This window comes from Gudongella sp. QWL-04 (assembly GCF_058683975.1).
This window is the reverse complement of sequence record NZ_CM178754.1, coordinates 1,593,439-1,612,409: the sequence shown is the minus strand read 5'-3', so window position 1 is coordinate 1,612,409 and position 18,971 is coordinate 1,593,439. Positions and strand designations below refer to the sequence as shown.

14 protein-coding genes and 1 other annotated feature are annotated in these 18,971 nt (G+C 43.9%); of the genes, 12 read left to right on the top strand and 2 right to left on the bottom strand.

Features of this window, described 5'->3' with window-relative positions; all coding sequences use genetic code 11:
• Positions 1 to 9 precede the first annotated feature (9 nt).
• The 3 genes from purD to AC4PHB_RS08105 all read left to right on the top strand — a co-directional run bounded on the left by purD (position 10) and on the right by AC4PHB_RS08105 (position 3,539).
• Positions 10 to 1,260, top strand: coding sequence for a phosphoribosylamine--glycine ligase (gene purD, locus AC4PHB_RS08115; protein ID WP_492135945.1), 1,251 nt, complete (start codon positions 10 to 12; stop codon positions 1,258 to 1,260).
• Between the two features lie 200 nt (positions 1,261 to 1,460).
• Entirely contained in the window at positions 1,461 to 3,131 is a 1,671-nt protein-coding gene (locus AC4PHB_RS08110) for a formate--tetrahydrofolate ligase (RefSeq protein WP_492135944.1), read from the top strand.
• Between the two features lie 102 nt (positions 3,132 to 3,233).
• A complete protein-coding gene (locus AC4PHB_RS08105) occupies positions 3,234 to 3,539 on the top strand; it encodes a YerC/YecD family TrpR-related protein (protein ID WP_128425352.1) in 306 nt (101 codons plus the stop codon).
• Positions 3,540 to 3,584: 45 nt separating this feature from the next.
• Here the strand turns inward: AC4PHB_RS08105 and AC4PHB_RS08100 are convergent, their stop codons facing one another.
• On the bottom strand, positions 3,585 to 4,415 hold the full coding sequence (locus tag AC4PHB_RS08100) for a glycerophosphodiester phosphodiesterase family protein (RefSeq protein WP_492135943.1): 831 nt from the start codon (positions 4,413 to 4,415) through the stop codon (positions 3,585 to 3,587).
• Positions 4,408 to 5,682, bottom strand: coding sequence for an MFS transporter (locus tag AC4PHB_RS08095; protein ID WP_492135942.1), 1,275 nt, complete (start codon positions 5,680 to 5,682; stop codon positions 4,408 to 4,410). Before AC4PHB_RS08095 ends, AC4PHB_RS08100 begins: the two co-directional genes overlap by 8 nt.
• Positions 5,683 to 5,834: 152 nt before the next feature.
• Here AC4PHB_RS08095 and AC4PHB_RS08090 point away from each other — a divergent pair, with 152 nt between their 5' ends.
• The 9 genes from AC4PHB_RS08090 (at position 5,835) to AC4PHB_RS08050 (ending at position 18,568) form a co-directional block, all read left to right on the top strand.
• A complete protein-coding gene (locus AC4PHB_RS08090; RefSeq protein ID WP_492135941.1) occupies positions 5,835 to 6,299 on the top strand; it encodes a MarR family winged helix-turn-helix transcriptional regulator in 465 nt (154 codons plus the stop codon).
• Positions 6,292 to 6,996: an ABC transporter ATP-binding protein gene (locus tag AC4PHB_RS08085; RefSeq protein ID WP_492135940.1), complete on the top strand. Its 705-nt coding sequence runs from the start codon at positions 6,292 to 6,294 to the stop codon at positions 6,994 to 6,996. The genes AC4PHB_RS08090 and AC4PHB_RS08085 overlap by 8 nt, the downstream gene beginning before the upstream one ends.
• Positions 6,996 to 10,814, top strand: a complete 3,819-nt coding sequence (locus tag AC4PHB_RS08080; RefSeq protein WP_492135939.1) for an ABC transporter permease — start codon at positions 6,996 to 6,998, stop codon at positions 10,812 to 10,814. Before AC4PHB_RS08085 ends, AC4PHB_RS08080 begins: the two co-directional genes overlap by 1 nt.
• Positions 10,815 to 11,094: 280 nt before the next feature.
• Positions 11,095 to 11,715, top strand: a complete 621-nt coding sequence (locus AC4PHB_RS08075; RefSeq protein WP_492135938.1) for a TetR/AcrR family transcriptional regulator — start codon at positions 11,095 to 11,097, stop codon at positions 11,713 to 11,715.
• 14 nt (positions 11,716 to 11,729) lie between these two features.
• Positions 11,730 to 11,936: a hypothetical protein gene (locus tag AC4PHB_RS08070; RefSeq protein WP_492135937.1), complete on the top strand. Its 207-nt coding sequence runs from the start codon at positions 11,730 to 11,732 to the stop codon at positions 11,934 to 11,936.
• 98 nt (positions 11,937 to 12,034) lie between these two features.
• Entirely contained in the window at positions 12,035 to 13,900 is a 1,866-nt protein-coding gene (locus tag AC4PHB_RS08065; RefSeq protein ID WP_492135936.1) for an aldehyde ferredoxin oxidoreductase family protein, read from the top strand.
• 5 nt (positions 13,901 to 13,905) lie between these two features.
• Positions 13,906 to 14,592, top strand: a complete 687-nt coding sequence (locus AC4PHB_RS08060; RefSeq protein ID WP_492135935.1) for a HesA/MoeB/ThiF family protein — start codon at positions 13,906 to 13,908, stop codon at positions 14,590 to 14,592.
• A gap of 106 nt (positions 14,593 to 14,698) precedes the next feature.
• Complete coding sequence (locus AC4PHB_RS08055; RefSeq protein WP_492135934.1) at positions 14,699 to 16,600, top strand: type I glutamate--ammonia ligase; 1,902 nt, start codon at positions 14,699 to 14,701, stop codon at positions 16,598 to 16,600.
• A gap of 261 nt (positions 16,601 to 16,861) precedes the next feature.
• Positions 16,862 to 18,568, top strand: a complete 1,707-nt coding sequence (locus AC4PHB_RS08050; RefSeq protein WP_492135933.1) for an FMN-binding protein — start codon at positions 16,862 to 16,864, stop codon at positions 18,566 to 18,568.
• A 153-nt stretch (positions 18,569 to 18,721) separates the two neighbouring features.
• Positions 18,722 to 18,971 (top strand) — a binding site (T-box leader).

The window sequence follows — 18,971 nt, the reverse complement described above, 5'->3', positions numbered from 1 at the left end:
AGGTCGATCATGAGAATACTTGTTATTGGAAGTGGCGGCAGGGAGCATGCACTTTGCTGGAAGCTTTCACAATCTGAGCTAATTGAAGAGCTGTACTGTGCACCTGGTAATGGCGGGACCTCACTGGTTGCGACAAATGTTGGAATAGCAGCTAACGATATAGACAGGCTGCTGGATTTTGCCCAGGAGAATGAGATAGACCTTACTATAGTCGGACCCGAGGAACCATTGGTACTTGGCATAACCGATTCCTTTGAGGAGGCTGGACTTAATATATTCGGACCAAATGCATTCAGCGCTCAGCTGGAGGGGAGTAAGGATTTTGCCAAAAGATTCATGATGACCCACGGTATCCCCACTGCGAGATACAGAACCTTTACGGAGTTCAACGAAGCCCTGAAAGGGATAGAAGAGTTTTCCTATCCTCTAGTGGTAAAAGCAGATGGACTTTGCCTTGGAAAGGGAGTAACGATCTGCGAGGACAGACAATCAGCCGAGAAGGCACTTAGGGAAAGTCTCCAGGATAAGGTATTCGGCAAGGAGGGAGACAGGGTAGTGGTTGAGGAGTTCCTGTCTGGAACTGAGGCCTCCTTACTTTGCTTTGTATCACATAACAAGCTGTTCCCTATGGAAAGCGCCAAGGACTATAAGCAGATCTATAACGGTGACAAAGGACCAAATACTGGCGGAGTTGGCTGCTTTTCTCCAAGTCCACTGTTCACTGCTAAGATGAAGGACAGTATAAGAAAGACAGTTCTAGATCCAATTGAGAAGGGTCTGGGGGAAGATGGCCATGACTTTACAGGGATATTATTCATAGGCTTCATGATAGAAGGGGTTGATCCAAAGGTTCTGGAGTTCAACGTCCGCTTCGGAGACCCTGAGACCGAGGTAGTGCTTCCAAGATTAAAAAGTGATCTGGGAGAGATATTTTTCAAGGCCTTGTCGGGCGACCTTAAGGAAGAAGACATTCAATGGGAAGAGAGTTCGTGCGTCACGGTGGTGTTGACATCTGGAGGTTACCCTGGTTATTACAGAAAGGGGTATGAGATATCAGGAGTTGAAAAGCTGCCGGAGGATTTAATGCTGTTCCACAACGGGACAAGACTTGAAGCAGGTAAGCTGCTTACCAATGGCGGTAGAGTACTAAGTCTTACAGCAACAGGATCCTATGAGGATGCCAGAGCAAGGATCTACAACTCGATAGACCTGATAGAATTTAAGGATAAAGGTTACAGAACTGATATCGCAAAGCTGTGATTATTTAAACAGAATCAGCCTGTGACAAGGCATAGACAGGAAAGCCTTTGCCTCATAAAAGATATAATATTAACGATGTTTATGGTTGAAATGAGGCTCATATTTGGTATACTAGATACCAGTATGAGCTTTTATTGTGATTTAAATCGGGCGTAATTTGGGTATCAATAATCGAAATTACTTTGTTAGGAGGAGATTACTTGAAAACAGACGTGCAAATAGCTCAGGAAGCGAAAATGCTGCCAATCAAGGATGTTGCTGAAAAGCTGGGGATCTCAGAGGATGAGATCGTAAATTATGGTAAGTACAAAGCTAAGGTTTCTCTTGACGTATTCAAAAGACTTGAGGGTAAGCCAGACGGAAAGCTTATTTTGGTGACTGCCATCAACCCGACACCTGCAGGTGAAGGCAAGACCACTACAAACATTGGCCTTTCAATGGGGCTTAACAAAATAGGTAAAACTGCAATAACAGCTTTAAGAGAGCCTTCACTTGGGCCAAGCTTCGGTGTAAAGGGCGGAGCAGCAGGTGGTGGATATTCACAAGTAGTTCCAATGGAGGATATAAACCTTCACTTTACAGGAGACTTTCATGCAATAACTACATCCAACAACCTTATTTCAGCACTACTCGACAACCACATCCAACAAGGCAATGCACTTGGTATAGATCCAAGAAGGGTTGTCTGGAGGAGAGTTCTCGACATGAATGACAGAGCTCTGAGAAACATAGTTGTAGGCCTAGGAGGAAAGCCTGACGGAATGCCTAGACAAGATGGCTTCGATATTACAGTTGCCTCAGAAATCATGGCTATTTTCTGCCTTGCAAGCGATCTTGAGGATTTGAAGGAAAGAGTCGCCAACATAATAGTAGCATATAAATTTGACGGAAATCCTGTTTTCGTAAGAGATCTTAAAGCTCAGGGAGCAGTTGCATTGCTAATGAAGGATGCCATTGCACCAAACCTGGTACAAACTCTTGAGAATACACCAGCACTTATCCATGGTGGACCATTTGCAAACATCGCCCATGGCTGTAACTCAATGCTTGCTACTAAGCTAGCACTTAAGCTTGCAGACTATACCGTTACTGAAGCTGGTTTCGGAGCAGATCTTGGTGCAGAGAAATTCTTCGACATCAAGGCAAGATTTGGAAACCTCAAACCGGATGCAGCAGTTATCGTTGCAACAGTAAGAGCTCTTAAGCATCACGGCGGGGTCAAGAAAGAGGATTGGGGCAAGGAGAACTTTGAGCTTCTTGCAAAAGGCTTCGAGAATCTTGAAAAACACATAGAAAACGTAAATAAATTTGGCGTGCCAGCTGTAGTTGCATTCAATAAATTCCCAACTGACACCCAGGCTGAACTGGATTTCGTAATAGAAAAGTGCGAGGCTCTGGGCGCTACAGCCGTTATCTCCGAGGTCTGGAACAAAGGCGGAGAAGGCGGAGAGGAGCTTGCCAGAAAAGTAGTAGAGGTAGTAGAGAAGGGAGAAGCCAACTTCAAGCCTCTATATGACGTTGAGGATTCTATCAAGGCCAAGATCGAAAAGATTGCCAAGGAGATATACGGAGCAGACGGAGTAGACTTTACCAGCGCATGTTCAAAGACAATAGCAAATATAGAAAAAATGGGCTTTGACAAGATGCCGATCTGTATGGCTAAGACTCAATACTCAATGACAGACGACCCGACGATCGCTGGAAGACCAAGAAACTTCAGAATAACCGTAAGAGATATAAAGGTTTCAAGAGGTGCTGGATTCCTTGTTGCATTGACAGGAGAGATAATGACTATGCCAGGACTTCCAAAGGTTCCGGCAGCGGACAGCATTGATATACTTCCAAGCGGAGAAATAGTAGGCTTATTCTAATAGCAAAATGGCTGGGTTAAAAACCCAGCTTTTTATTTACAAGAACGCTTTTATACTGTAATATATAGTTAAATTAATCTATAAAAGATGGGAGAGGGTAAAATGGTCTACAATTCAAAGATCAAAAGCAAACAAGCGGATAGTTTGTTTGAGGCTGTCCTTCAGCTTGAGACTATGGACGAATGTTACAGATTCTTTGAAGACATTTGTACTATCAAGGAAGTACAGGCGATTGCCCAGCGACTTGAGGTTGCAAAGCTCCTTAAATCAAACAAGACCTACAATGAGATAGAGGAGCTTACAGGAGCTTCAACAGCAACTATCAGTCGGATCAACAGATCTCTCAACTATGGAGCCGATGGCTATAAAATAGTGTTCGAGAAGCTAGGCTTGATTGAAAAGGAATAGTACTGCAGAACGGGAAAAGGATTTCTCAAATCGAGTGAGAAATCCTTATTTTTTTGGAACGAATCCTTCAAAGATCTGAATATCAAAAAATGATCTGTTTTTATCGTATTCCTCCGGAGTCATGACTGTGTAAGCTGCCATACAGCACTTAAATAATCTCTTGGAAAGCCAGAGGGATATCCCCCTTCTGTCTTGGTGCCTGTAGGCAATAAAGCTTGGTTTGACGACGAAATTGAATAATAGGTTATTAAGTAGAATGTCCATTGCCAGTCCATGAGATCTTTCCTTAATATAGTCCAGAGACAGCTGTCCCCTAAGTATCTGGGGTCTATTCTTTCTATACCAGACCATTGCAAATGGGTGAAAGGACTCTACACAATAAAGCCCCTTATAATCGTCCAGGATGCCTTGTGCTCTACCGCACACACTCATATCGTCCCCATGGTGCACCTTCAACTCAATTATCAATGGGACTCTGCCGTTTACAGCTTCCAGAGCCTCCTCTAAGGTAGGTACGGCTTCATCGCTGTTAAAAAGCCTCAAGGTTTTTATCTCCTGCAGGGTCATTTCCTTAACTGGAGTGTCAAGTCCGCAAGCCCTTTCAAGTGTCCTGTCATGGAAGACTACCGGGACTCCATCTCTAGTCAGCTGAACATCCAGCTCGATTCCAAATCCACTTTCAATAGCCAGCAGGAAAGCCCTTAGACTGTTCTCAGGAGAATTGCTGGCGTTGTCCTTCAAGCCTCTGTGGGCATAATCTCTTCCCAGAAATTGACGCATGTGCTTTAACCCATTGATCCTGGGAGCGGTGGCATAGATATATAAAATTATTAAAAAGAGTAATAACTCGACAATCATTGCATTCACCTTAATCATCCACGTCATAATGCTCCAATGCACTCCTCTTTTTAGGTGGCCTTGAGTCTCCATGTTTTACCTGAAGCATCGTAATCAGCGACAATAGAGAAAATATAACTGAGTATGGAAACAAGGTCCTATAGCTGACATTCTCAAGCAGGAAGCCTGAAAATATGGGAGTCATGATCTGGGCCGACATTGAGAAGGTATAATAGAGTCCGGTGTATTTCCCAACATCTCCGCTTTTGCTCATCTCGACCACCATAGGGTAGGAGTTGACATTTATCGCTGCCCAGCCTATACCTGTGAATGCGAAGACCACATTGATCAAAGGAGAGTACTCTATAAACATAAACCCTGCAAGATAGCTAAGGCTCATAAGAGTGATACCAGCTAGTATGGTCTTTTTCCTGCCAATGTGACTTGCGATGATACCTATGGGGATAAAGCTTATTATTGCTGCACCCATGGCAACCATCAACGCATTTGCAAAGCTTCCTCCCTGAAGCCCCCATACTCTGGATGCATATCTTGAAAATGCTGTAGTTACGGCATTGTAGGCAGTGAACCAAAGAAAGATCGAAGCGAGGATGAAATTAAGACTACGTCTTACATCAGGAGGCATATCTTTCGAGCCCTCCTCGACCTCATCCACATCATCTTCAGGATATTCCTCCTTGACCTTTTGGCCCAGCTTCTTTTCCTTTATAGTCAATAAAAGTATCGCTACTGCAGATATCATTAATACTGCTATAACAATAAATACGGGCAGATAACTTGGGTTTGATTCCTTGGGGACAAGCAGACTGATCGAAATAAGGGTTATTATCCCTCCCACTGCTCCCATCAGGTTTATGATGGAATTTGCCTTGCTTCTCAGAGGCTTTGGAGTCAGGTCAGGCATAAGAGCAACGGCAGGAGATCTGTAGGTGCTCATAGCAAAAAGAACTGCTCCTAGGGAAATGAAGAAAAGCGGGAAGCTTTTCATATTATCCGAAACCGGTATAAGGATCATGAATATAACAGATGCTATAGTACCGAATACAATAAAGGGTGTCCTCTTTCCGAGCCTTGTATCAGTACGGTCTGAGAGCGCTCCAAAGAAAGGTAATAAAAAAAGCGCCAGCACATTATCCATGGCCATGACCGTGCCAGTCATGGTCTCTCCTATGCCAAAAGTATTCTGCAGCATAAGGGGGATAATATTGTCATAAAGCTGCCAAAATGCTGATACAGATAGAAATGCAAGTCCTAAGAAAAACGTTCTTTTATAATCCAGCTTCAAGGCGCACCTCCAGTGTTGTATTTTGCCCTAATTATACCATAATAGAAGGGTTATGTAATAATTTTACATCGCAACAGCTGTTGCAAAATGACTTGCCCGGGTATATAATTAACAGTGTTAATAATTAACTATGCTAATTAAAGGAGGTCAGCATGGAGGCTTTGATTCTTAAGGATAGAATGATAAAAGCGCTTGGAAGCATCTACTATATGGAGGCATTTCATCAGGTAGTTGAGTTTTTGCAAGGGGAGCTATATATACTTCATCATATGCTGGAGCACGAGAATGAAGGGATAAATCCATCGGGACTGAGTGATATGCTCCACATATCCAGGCCGAGAGTTACTACTGCCCTTGCAACCCTTAGAAGGAAGGGATATGTGGAAACGAGGATAGACGAGGATGACAGAAGACGCCTTACAGTTTACCTCACAGAGTCCGGCAGGGAATTTATAACTGGCCGGCAGAATCAGGTCGAGGAGTACTTTACAGACTTTATTGAAAAACTAGGCGAGGATAAGGCTGAGGAGCTTATAGGTCTGTTGGATGTTATCGTGGATATGTTAGGAAAGAACGATATTGAGATGGTTCAAGGAAAGGGATCAGTAAATGAATGATTTTGTGGTTTTTGAAAGGGTCAGTAAGTATTATCATATGGGGCATCATAAAATTGCAGCTGCAGACGATATAAGCTTCTCAATAGATAAAGGTGAATTCTGCGTAATAGTAGGACCCAGTGGTGCAGGGAAGACAACTGTGCTAAATATGCTTGGGGGCATGGACTCCTGTGACAATGGAACCATAATGCTTGACGGAGTCAAGATAAGTGGATTGGGTGAAAGGCAGCTGACTGAATACAGAAGATACGAAGTAGGCTTTGTTTTCCAATTTTACAACCTGGTGCAGAACCTGACGGCTCTTGAGAATGTGGAGCTTGCATCAGAGATATGCAGGGAACCCCTGGATCCCAAGGAGGTTCTCAAGCTGGTGGGACTAGAAGACAGAATGTTGAATTTCCCGGCACAGCTCTCAGGTGGAGAGCAACAAAGGGTATCTATTGCAAGAGCTCTTGCAAAGAATCCGAAGATACTTCTATGCGATGAACCTACCGGAGCTCTTGACTACAATACAGGAAAGAATATTCTCAAGCTTCTCCAGGACAGCTGCAGACTAACCGGTAAGACTGTCATTCTCATAACCCACAATCTTGCCATCACGCCAATGGCTGACAGAGTCATCCATATAAGGAACGGCAAGGTTGCTAAAGTGGAAAAGAATACTGATCCGACGCCCGTAGAAAGGATTGAGTGGTAGTGAAAAGGACCTATCTCAAGGTAATCTACAGAGAAATTAAGGGGAGTCTTGGAAGATTTGCTGCGATATTTGGGATCGTCGCCCTTGGAGTTGGTTTTCTATCAGGTCTACTGGTGACAACCCCAGACATGAACAACTCGGTTGATATCTACTATGATGAAAACAATATGGCTGATATATTCATAAAGGCGACCATGGGGTTGACCGAGGAGGATTTTGAGCTGCTGAATCAGGATGGATCCATAGAGGATATAATGCCCGCCTATGTCACAGACGTCCTTCTTGACAGTGAAAGCAGTGAAGTTCTTACAGCCAGGATCTACGGACTTCCGCTATTTAATAATAAGGCATCCATAAACAAGCTGGTATTGCTTGATGGAAGATTGCCTGAAAAACCTGGTGAGGCTCTTGCAGAAAGGGGAGGCTCTTTTCTTGCTGAGTTCAAGCTTGGCGACAAGCTGACTCTTTCAGCTGAAAATGAAGAATTTGAAGACCTGATGGAGAATTATTCGCAAAAAGAATTCACTATAGTAGGTATAGTTGGCAACACCTTCCATTTCTCAAAGGAAAGAGAGACTACAAATATAGGCAACGGAAGGCTTAACACTATCATATACGTAGATGAGTCAAGCTACGAGATGGATGTATACACTGATTTCTATATAACTCTCAAAGGGTTTAAGGATATGGATTCATTTTCAGATGAATACGAGATCCGAGCTGAGAGGATCGTCGACAGGCTGGAGATTTTGGGAGAGGAAAGATCGGTTATCAGATATAAAGAGATCTATAATGATGCCAGATCTGAGCTGGACGATGGCTGGAAGGACTACGAGGAAGGCAGACTTGAGGCAGAAATTGAGCTGGCTGATGCCCTAAAGGAGCTTAAGGATGGAGAGATCGAGCTGGAAGACGGGAGGAGAGAGCTCTTGGACGGCCAGAAGGATCTAGCTGAGGCCAAAGTTACACTTAGAACTGAAACTGAGGATGCTAAAAAGGAGATTGCAGATGGAAGGATCGAGCTTGCTGACGCTCTGATCGAGCTACAGGATGGTGAGAAGGAGCTTAAGGATGCAAAGTTTGAGCTTGAGGATGGCGAAAGGGAATACTATGAAGGCTACCTGGAGTTTCTTGATGGAGAGAAGGAGCTGAAGGAAGGACAGGAAGAGTTTGACAAGGGAGAACAAAAATACCTGGATGGAGTAAGAGAGCTTGCTGCAGGCAAGAGAGAGCTCCGAAGGGGTGAGGAGGAGCTGGAGGCAGCCAGGCAGAAGCTTCTGGCTGGGGGAGTCCAGTTGGAGTCCGGGAAGAAGGAGCTTGCGGAAAATAGAGATGCTCTTATAACAGCGAAGGCAGGCAGAGAGCAGCTTGAGGCAGAGGAAGACAAAATAGAGAGTTCGATCTTACAAATCGAACAAGGAATAGAAGCTTTAGAAATCCAGCTATCACAAGCAACAACCGATGAAGAAAAAATCTATATACAAAGTGAGATAGATAAGCTAGATGGTCAATTATTTGAAGCAAAGGAAGGACTGCAATACGTACAGAACCAATTATCCCAAATCCCCTCCTACGCTGAAATTGAGGGAGGTCTTCAGCAAATAGAACAGGCAGAAGCTCAGCTGCCTGCACAGGAAGCTGAGCTGGCAGCAGGCTGGGAGCAGTACTATGCAGGTCTTGAGAAGATCAAGGCAGGCTGGGAAGAACTTAATGAGGGTGAAGAGACCCTAAAGGATGCCAAAAGAGAGATCGAAAGGAATAGAATTAAGCTTGAGGATGCCTGGGAAGAGCTTGAAGAGGGGCGAATAGAGCTCCAGGACGGAAGAAAAGAACTTGATGATGGGTGGAAGGAATATAACGACGGAGTAATAGAGCTTCAGGACGGCTGGAAGGAGTACAACGACGGGCTGGTTGAGCTGGCCGATGCAGAAAAAACTCTTGAGGAAGAGATAGCTAAGGCTAATAAGGAAATACGGGATGCCGAGATTGAAATAGCTGACGGCTGGGTGGAATACAACGACGGAGTAATGGAGCTTGAGGATGGCTGGAAAGAATATGAGGAAGGAAAGCTTGAAGCTGAGCAGGAGTTAGCCGATGGACTTAACGAGCTTCTCGACGGAGAGAAGGAGCTTAGAGAGCTTGGACAGCCTGAGTGGTATGTACTTGATAGAAATTCCAATACCAGCTACGTAAGCTTCCAGATGAACGCAGAGAAGGTAGCTGCAATCTCCAAAGTGTTCCCGGTATTTTTCTATCTTGTTGCGGCACTTGTAGCCCTGACCACCATGACGAGAATGGTCGAGGAGGAAAGAACGCAGATCGGGACTCTTAAGGCACTTGGCTACAATAAGGGACTCATTATGCTTAAGTACCTTGTTTACTGTGGCCTAGCAAGTGTTTTAGGAAGTACTGCCGGTCTGGCTGTAGGATTCAAGCTGCTGCCCGCGATGATATACAATGCCTACGGAGTTATGTTCCACCTGCCTGAGCTTGTTTCTGACTACAACTTTACCATTGCCTCAGTGTCATCCGGACTTGCGATCCTAAGTACGGTCGGTGCGACTGTATATGCAGTCAACGAAGCTCTTAAGGAAAAACCGGCAACGCTTATGCTTCCCAGAGCTCCTAAGGCAGGTAAGAGGATACTTCTCGAGAGGGTAGATTTCATTTGGTCCAGAATGAGCTTTAACCATAAAGCTACAGCAAGAAATCTCTTCAGATACAAGAAGCACTTCTTTATGACAGTAATAGGTATTGCTGGCTGTACCGGACTTCTTGTTACCGGCTTTGGTATGAGAGATTCGATAAATATGCTTGCAGGTTCTCAGTTCACTGATTTGTTTAAATATGAACTTGAGCTTCAACTGGAGGAAGAAGACAATATTTCAAAAGAACTGCAGTCGCTGTTAAATGACAAGAGTCTGATAACAGGAGCAATAGGTGTATTAAGCGACAAAGGATTGATTTACTTTGGTGATGAGAATATTGAAGCTACGCTGATTGCACCAGAGTCACCAGAAGACGTTAATGATTTTATAGGCTTCAGAGATAGACTATCCGGCGAACCTGTTATCTTTGGAAGGAGCTCTGCTGTTATTACCGAGAAGCTTTCTGAGGAGCTGGGAATAAAAATTGGTGATACCATTATTTTTGAAAATAGCGATGATAAAAAGGGTGAAGTATTAGTAACAGGGATCACTGAGAACTACCTGGGGAATTACCTGTATCTGGATCGAGAAGTCTATAAAGAGGTTTTTGACAAGACTGAAGATAATAATCTGGTACTTGCAAAAACAGCTTTTAATACAGAACAGGAAAAGGATGAACTCGCTGAAAAGCTGCTTTCCACAGAGGGAGTAATGAATACTCAATTCATATCTCAGACAAAATCAGCCTTCGACAAGCTTCTTAGAAACATAGAATATATAATAGTGGTCATAATTGCAGCTTCGGGAATGCTTGCATTCATAGTGCTGTATAATCTGACGAATATTAACATAAATGAAAGGAAAAAGGAACTTGCGACACTAAAAGTGCTTGGCTTTTACAATGAAGAGGTCAACATGTATATCTTCCGGGAAATTGGAATATTGACAATGATAGGCATTCTTGTGGGGCTGTTCCTCGGAAAGCTTTTACATGTATTTATAATCAAAACCATCGAGAACCCGGATATGATGTTCGGACGAGAGATATTCTGGCAAAGCTATCTTATGGCTGCAGCTATTACGATCGTATTCTCCCTCCTTGTGAACCTTGTAATGACAAGAAAGCTTAGAGGCATTAAAATGGTAGACTCAATGAAAGCGCTTGATTAGAAGCAATTCACAGATCACAATTCACAGATCACAATGCACAATTGAAAATATTAAAAAGTAGAATACAAGAGCAAGATTCTTCGCTAAAGCTCAGAATGACCGTTTTGAATGTCATCCTGAACGACAGTGAAGGATCTTTCTTCTTGCTGCCAATGGTCGCCCCTACTAACGCCTATCGCCTAACGCGTATTATTTTTATTGACTAAGTTGATCTATCCTGGGTATAATATGACCAAAGAGTCATGTGACTATTAGGTCACAATGCAGGGGAGGTACTAAAATGCCAAAGGAGACCTTTTTCAATCTTCCTCAGAATAAGCGCGAAAGGATAGAAGCTTCTGCGATAAAGGAGTTCAGGGACAACTACTTTGATGCTTCCAGCGTAAACAGGATCGTGGAGGAGGCCGGTATCGCCAAGGGAAGCTTTTATCAGTACTTCGAGGACAAGAAGGACCTGTACAAGCATGTTATGAGCATAATAATACAAAAAAAACTGGAATATATGTCGCCAACCCTTATAAATCCGACGGGCTTGGATGTCTTTTCTCTCATCAGGGAGATGTATGTATCAGGTCTTAGCTTTGCACTCAATAATCCGGACCTTCTTGAGATATCGAATAAACTGCTAAGTGATCCAAATCATGAGCTGTACAAGGAAATAGTAGAAGAGAACAAGGAAAAATCTGATCAGGTATTTCACCAGCTTTTGAAAATGGCTGAAAAGAGAGGAGAAATAAGGCCCGGCCTTGACCTCTCGCTTGTAGCATACCTGTTGACAGCTCTTAATATATCTGTATCTGATTACTACATGAAAAGAAAAGACCTTAGAACCTATAGTGAGGATATGCTTGATGCGGTTGACAGCTTCATAGACGTTGTAAAATACGGGATAAAAAGTTGAAGGGAGACATTTATATGGATGGAATGGCACTTCTGGGAGTTTTTCTTGTACTCTACGCAGGATCAGTAGTATTTATCGCAGCAAAGAAGCCAGAAGGGATATGGAACATGGCTAAGATAAGGATGTTCAGGAAAATTTTAGGGGAAAGCGGGACAGTAATATTTTTCTATATCTTCGGAGTACTTTGTCTTGCGGTCGGAGTCTGGCTGCTTCTTAGGTAGATGAATGCCTGGACGTATGTGATATGTCCAGGCATTATCATTCTAATCATTGAAGCCTATCCATATAAAGGCTATAATATAGGAAAAGGAGGGATCTTATGTACGGCTATAATGGAAAGCTATTGTTTATCGACCTTACTACGGGTGCTATAGACATTGAACCCCTGGAACAAAAAATGGTTGAGGATTACATAGGAGGCTACGGCTTCGGCGCAAAGATTCTATACGATAAGATGCCTAAGGATGCAGACCCACTTGGGCCGGACAATATCCTGGGATTTATTACTGGTCTTAGCAATGCAACAGGAGCCATGTTTGGAGGAAGGTTCACCATGGTTCATAAATCACCTGTTACAGGTGGATGGAATGATTCCAACTCAGGAGGATACTTTGGGCCTGAGCTGAAAAAAGCTGGATTCGACGCTCTGTTTATATCAGGGATCTCTGAAAAACCCGTATACATATGGATAAATGACGGAGCCGTTGAAATTAAGGATGCAGCTCATATTTGGGGCATGGATACCAAGGATGTCTGGGAAAAACTTAAGGATGAACACAATGATGATAAGGCGAAGATAGTTGCAATAGGACCGTCCGGAGAAAGACAGTCGCTGCTTGCATGCCCGATAAATGACGGACACAGAGCACCCGGCCGAGGTGGTGGGGGAGCCGTTATGGGCTCTAAAAAACTAAAGGCGATCCTGGTCAGAGGCACAGGAACAGTTCCGGTAGCTGATATGGAGAGGCTCCAGGGAATAACCAGAGATGTGGTAAAAACTATTAAAGGGTCTCCCGCTTCACTGGCATTTGGAGATCACGGTACAGGACTTGGAACTGCAGCTTCAGCTCTCAGTGGTGACAGCCCGGTCAAAAACTGGGGAGGAGTTGGAATTCGTGACTATGGCGAGGAAAATGCCGTTGCCCTGTCAGCAAAGGTAATGGATAAGTATAAAACCAAGAAGTATGCCTGCGCCAGCTGCCCGCTTGGCTGTGGAGCAGAATACGAGGTAAATGACGGGAGATGGCCGGTAGGTCCTACTGAGAGGCCAGAGTATGAAACTGCATCTGCATTTGGCTCCACGCTTCTCTGCGGTGACATGGATGCTCTTATCAAGGTAAATGAGATATGCAACAGGTATGGAATAGACACGATCTCTACCGGCATGACAGTGGCTTGGGCGATGGAATGCTACAGCGAAGGAGTGCTTGATAGGGAGGAGCTTGATGGAATAGATCTTAAGTGGGGAGACGGTGAAGCGATCGTTTCGATCACTCAGAAAATTGCTGATGGTGATGGAGTTGGAGCCATCCTTGCAAATGGATCGCTATATGCTGCTAAGCACTTTGGCAAGGGTGAGGAATATCTCCAGACGGCATCGGGAATAGAGCTTCCAATGCACGATCCAAGGTTTGCCCCAGGTCTTGCAAGAACTTACCAATACGACCCAACCCCCGGAAGACACGTAAAGGGCGGGGTAGGTTCCATACAAATGGGTGGAAAGGAAACCAGGCCAAAATATATATACGAGGGCACAGGAGATCAGGATGTGGATCTTACGGCTGCCAGAGAAATACTTAACGTCGCTGGCTTTTGCCTTTTCAGCAGATTCGGTACACCACCGGGCGGAATGATAGACGACTATATTGAAGCAATTACCGGAATGGAGTTCAAGGGTGAAAGAAGCCGTACCACAGGATTAAGGATCTACACCATGAGGCATGCCTTTAACCTCAGGGAGGGGATCGCTCCCAAGGACATGTCCATAACCCAAAGGGCGGTTGGGAAACCACCTTTGACTGAAGGACCACTAAAGGATGTGGAGATAGACAATATACTTCTTGGTCAAAACTTCTTTAGGGAACTGGATTGGGATCCGGAAACAGGAATACCGTCTATAGACTTTCTGAAGAAGATCGGGGGGCTTGATGGATTGATCCAGGATCTGCACGGAGAGGATGAGTGATCCCCATGAAGCTTCCAAACCGCTATCTTAGAAACCATTCCCTGATCTCCGAGGATGAACAGGAGCTGCTAAGAACCAAGACGGCAGCAATAGTTGGAGGAGGAGGTCTTGGTGGTCATCTTGCCGAACAGCTTGCCAGACTTGGAATAGGAAGGATCATTGTCATAGACGGTGACGTTTTTGAGGAGAGCAATCTTAACAGGCAAAGATTTTCAACCGAATCAAGACTTGGCTTAGGCAAGGCAGAGTGTATAAAAAACGAGCTCTTAGATGTGAATTCAGAAGTCGAGGTGATTTCACACCAGATGAGGATAGATGGGTCGAACGGTCTCCAGCTTCTGAAGGATGCAGATATTGTAATGGATGGAACAGACAATATCCCTACAAGACTCCTGCTCCAAAGACTATGCGAAGAGCTTCGGATCCCTTTGATCCACGGAGCTATTGGAGGCTGGTATGGTCAGGTATGTGTCGTAATGCCTGGTGACAGGACCCTTTCAAGGCTCTATCCAAAGGAGGAGATGACCGGTGTGGAGAAGCACTTGGGCAACCCTCCCTTCATACCTGCGCTTATTGCATCACTTCAGGTGGCTGAATGCATAAAGCTGATTTTTGGAAAGGGAGAGCTTATTAGAAACTCGATTTTATACGTGGATACCCTCAATAATCAGACCATAAAAATTGATATTTAATGGAGAGCCTTCGGGCTCTTTATTATTGGGAAAAAAATCTTGACATGTTTTCCCGAGAGGTTTAATATAGTAGAGTGTTAAAATTTACTGAGGGAGTTGATAGGATATGAAAGAAATGTGTTACGTGATTCCACCGCTGAATCACAATCAAAAGGATCTAAGGGAGATATTGGATAATAATCCCCAGATCAGGTTCGTCTCCCTTGGTGGAGTGGATTTAATAGGACACGAGACAGAGGCAAAGATACCTGTAAAGCTGTTCCTCGAGGACTTGGATCTGTTTCTTGGCGGCATAGCTGTGCAGACGGATGGCTCATCAGTATATCTTCCCCGGATCGCCAGCCTCGACAATGCCAAGATCGACATGAAGGCTGACATCGACGTCAACTGGTTCGTAGATTATAACTACGACAACCTTTATGAAGACTCGGGAAAGCCAGTTGGCATGCTAAAGATCCCATGTTTTTTGCTCCATGACGGAATCCCTGTAGATTCAAGGCATATACTGAAAAATGCCCTCGATTTTTTTGAAGAAAATGTAGAAATAATGATAAAGAACGACCACGAATTTGCAAAGCTTCACGGAATAGAGCCAGAGCAGCTTAAGAAGGTCCATGTTACAGCAGCCACAGAGCTTGAATTCTGGGTAAGGTCTCCAAATGATCCAAGAGACATTGAAGAGCTTTCAACCTCCCAGGAGCTAAATGAGCAATATTGGGCTAAGACAAGGGGAAGCGTGAGAACAGCCCTTGAAACCAGCCTTGAGCTTATGGGCAGATATGGCATGGAGCCTGAGATGGGCCACAAGGAGGTTGGCGGAGTAAAGGCAAGACTCCAGCATGACGGATCCTTTTCAGGCATAATGGAGCAGCTAGAGATAGACTGGAAGTATTCAAATGCAATGCAGGCAGGCGATAATGAGCTTTTTGTTAAGACCATAATCAAGGAATCCTTCAGAAGGAATGGAATGGATGTGACCTTCCTTGCCAAGCCTATCCCCGGAGTAGCTGGAAGCGGCGAGCATACTCACATAGGTGTTGCTGCGGAGCTTAAGGATGGCAGACGAGTGAATCTATTCTATCCGTTGAGCAAAGACCATTTCATGAGTCCAATAGGCTATGCATCACTTATGGGAATACTTAAGAACTACGAAATAATGAATCCCTTCATTACATCCTCCAATGAAGCCTTCAAGAGACTAAAGAAGGGATTTGAGGCACCTATCTGCATAGTTACTTCCCTTGGAAGGACTGTTGAGATACCATCGAGAAACAGGACGATACTTATTGGGCTTATCAGGGATTTAAATAACCCGATGGCCACAAGGTTTGAGCTGAGAGCTCCTAACCCGCACACGAATACATTCCTATGCATGGCGACCATGCTTATGGCTATGGAGGACGGCATCAGCCATGTATTTGAAAATAAAAGAGATGAAGACAGTCTTCTCTCAGAGCTGTCAAAGAAACCGGAAGACGAAGGCATATACCTGGAAACCGGAAGGGCATACAGAAGCGAAAATAACGTCTTTGATGATTATTCAGATGATGAGAGAGACAAGTTCTTTGGAAAGGTACCGTCCACTGTATATGAAAACCTTATGTCTTTCAAAAATTACCCGGAAAAGCTTCAGGTGTTAAAGAACGGTGGAGTATTTAGAGATGCTATAATCGAAAGCTATGAAGCGGCTGCTATCAATAAGTGGACAACTGAAATAGAGCACAGGATCATACCTGATATGACAAGGGAGATCATAGGTTTTAAGGCCCTTCATGGTCCGGCAAATGCATCTGATCTTGACATATCGAATTGGCTGGCCATAAGAGACCTCAGGCTTGAATTGATGAAGGACAGCCTAAACAAAACAAGCTTGTTTACTCAGATCAAGGAAGCGCTGGACAGAGAAAATCTCCAGTTGGCATCCGAGCTTCAAAAAACCATATATCAAAAGATGGACAATCTTAGAATGCTATACACTCATTACAAGCGAAATTTGCTGGACATTTAGCAGTATAAACCGGTGCCTATAAGGGAAACTCCCATCAAGGTACCGGTTATTTTATAAATCGAAGTTTTTTATTTAACAAATTACATTGATTAACTATCAGATAGAAGCATTGATATATCGAAATTCGATTAAGACATATGTCAATAATGCTGATAAATGCACATTTTTGAGATGTGACCTATTGAAAGCGTTAGAGCGGTATGATATATTGATATTAGGTTAACAACAATATTTTAACAATATTATAAGGAGATGAGCATATTGAAAAAAGCGTTGGTATTGGTTTTATGCTTTTCAATGGTTTTAGGCCTTGCAGCATGCGCTCCGAAAGAAGAGCCTGCAACACCTGCTGAACAGAAAACTCTTACAGGAGTAGGCGAAGGCTTTGGCGGAGAGATCAAGGCTACAGTAGTAATGGAGGGCGACAAGATTATAAGCGTCGAGGTAGTTGGCGAGAAAGAGACTGATGGCGTTGGTACTCCAGCTCTTGAGCAGCTTCCTGCAAAAATTGTTGAAGCCAATTCTACTGAGGTAGACGTAATTTCAGGTGCTACATATACAAGCGAAGGTATCATCTATGCAGTAAACAATGCACTTGACCCGGTTAAATACCCTGCACCAGTTGCTGAGGTTCCTGAGGAAACTGGCGACATCACCGCAGCTGAAGCATACATGGGCTTTGGATTCTCTAAGCTTGGAAGAAAAGGACCTGGCAAAGATGATAAGGATGTTCAGGTTTGGAGCTTCAATCAGGTATTTACAAGTGCAATATTCGATGGAGACGGAAAAATTCTTGATCTTCACATAGATCAGCTCGAAGTAGCGACTCCTAACTATGATGGAGACGGAATGCCCCATCTAAGCGGTTTCCCAGGACAAGGCGGCTACAACTATGACGAGAATCATGATGAGAAAGTTGATAGTAAGACCCCGGATACTGAAGAGCAGTTCATAGCTGAGATCGAAGGATGGATGACCAAGAGAGAGCGTGGAGAAGGCTATGTAATGGGTAATGGCAAGACCTGGACAGAGCAAATTTCAGGCTTTGAAAAGACTTTCATCGGCATGACGGTTGAGGAGGTTGAGGAATGGTTCAATAAGTACACCTCCGACCTTAATGGAAGACCATTGAAGGATGGATCCGACAAGCCAGAAGACAAGGCAAAATATGATGCACTAACAGCAGAAGAAAAGGCAATGCTTGCTGATGTTACATCATCTGCAACTATGAGTCTTAATGATTCACACGGTAATATTGTTGAATCTATAAAGAATGCATACGAGAACAGAAAGCCTCTTACAATAGAAGAAGCTAAGGGCTTTGGATTTGGAGTAGTCAGCTCGCCAAGAAAGGGACCTGGCAAGGACGATCAGGATGTTCAGGTTTGGAGTATCAACGAAGTGTTTGTAACAGCTTTGTTCGATGCAGACGGAAAGATAGCTGACATCCATATAGACCAGCTTGAAATAGCCACTCCTAACTACGATGGCGACGGCATGCCTCATTTCAGCGGCTATCCGGGACAAGGCGGATACAACTACGATGAGAACCATGACGAGAAGGTAGATGGGAAGACAGCTGACACTGAAGAGAACTTCTTTGCAGAGATCGAAGGCTGGAAGACCAAAAGAGAGCGTGGAGAAGCTTATGTAATGGGTAACGGCAAGACCTGGACAGAGCAAATATCCGGTTTCGAGAAAGTATTCATAGGAAAGACGGTCGAAGAAGTTGAGGCTTGGTTTACAAAGTATACATCAGATCTTAACGGCAGACCACTAAAGGATGGCTCAGATAAGCCAGAAGATAAGGCTAAGTATGATGCACTGACAGCTGATGAGAAGGCAATGCTGGCTGATGTGACTTCATCTGCAACAATGAGTCTTAAGGATTCACACGGAGATATAATCGCAGCTATTAAAGCAGCATACGAGAACAGCAAGGACATTCAGCTGCAAATAGGCAAATAACGATTTTCCCCTTTACAGTGCCCGAGGCGTTCATTCGCCCGGGCACTATATATACAAACTTAATGTATTTCAATAAAAAACAAAAAATATTTCAAAACCTCTTTACAAATCATTTAGCAAGGTATATAATCAAAAAAATCAAATATGATTAACTAATAAGCGTTGATGAGGAAAGTAACATTAGGATGCTTTTACAGCGAGTCCCGGCAGGTGGAAGGGGACAAAGCGGATCAAGGTGAAGAGGACCTCAGAGCATTGCACCGAAAATTTGAGTAGGCTGCAACGGGATCACCCGTTATAGTGATAGAGTATCTTATATGATTTATAACGTACTTGATGAGGCCAATATTGTGAGATATTGGCGAATTAGGATGGTAACACGGAGATTTACCCCGTTCCTAGG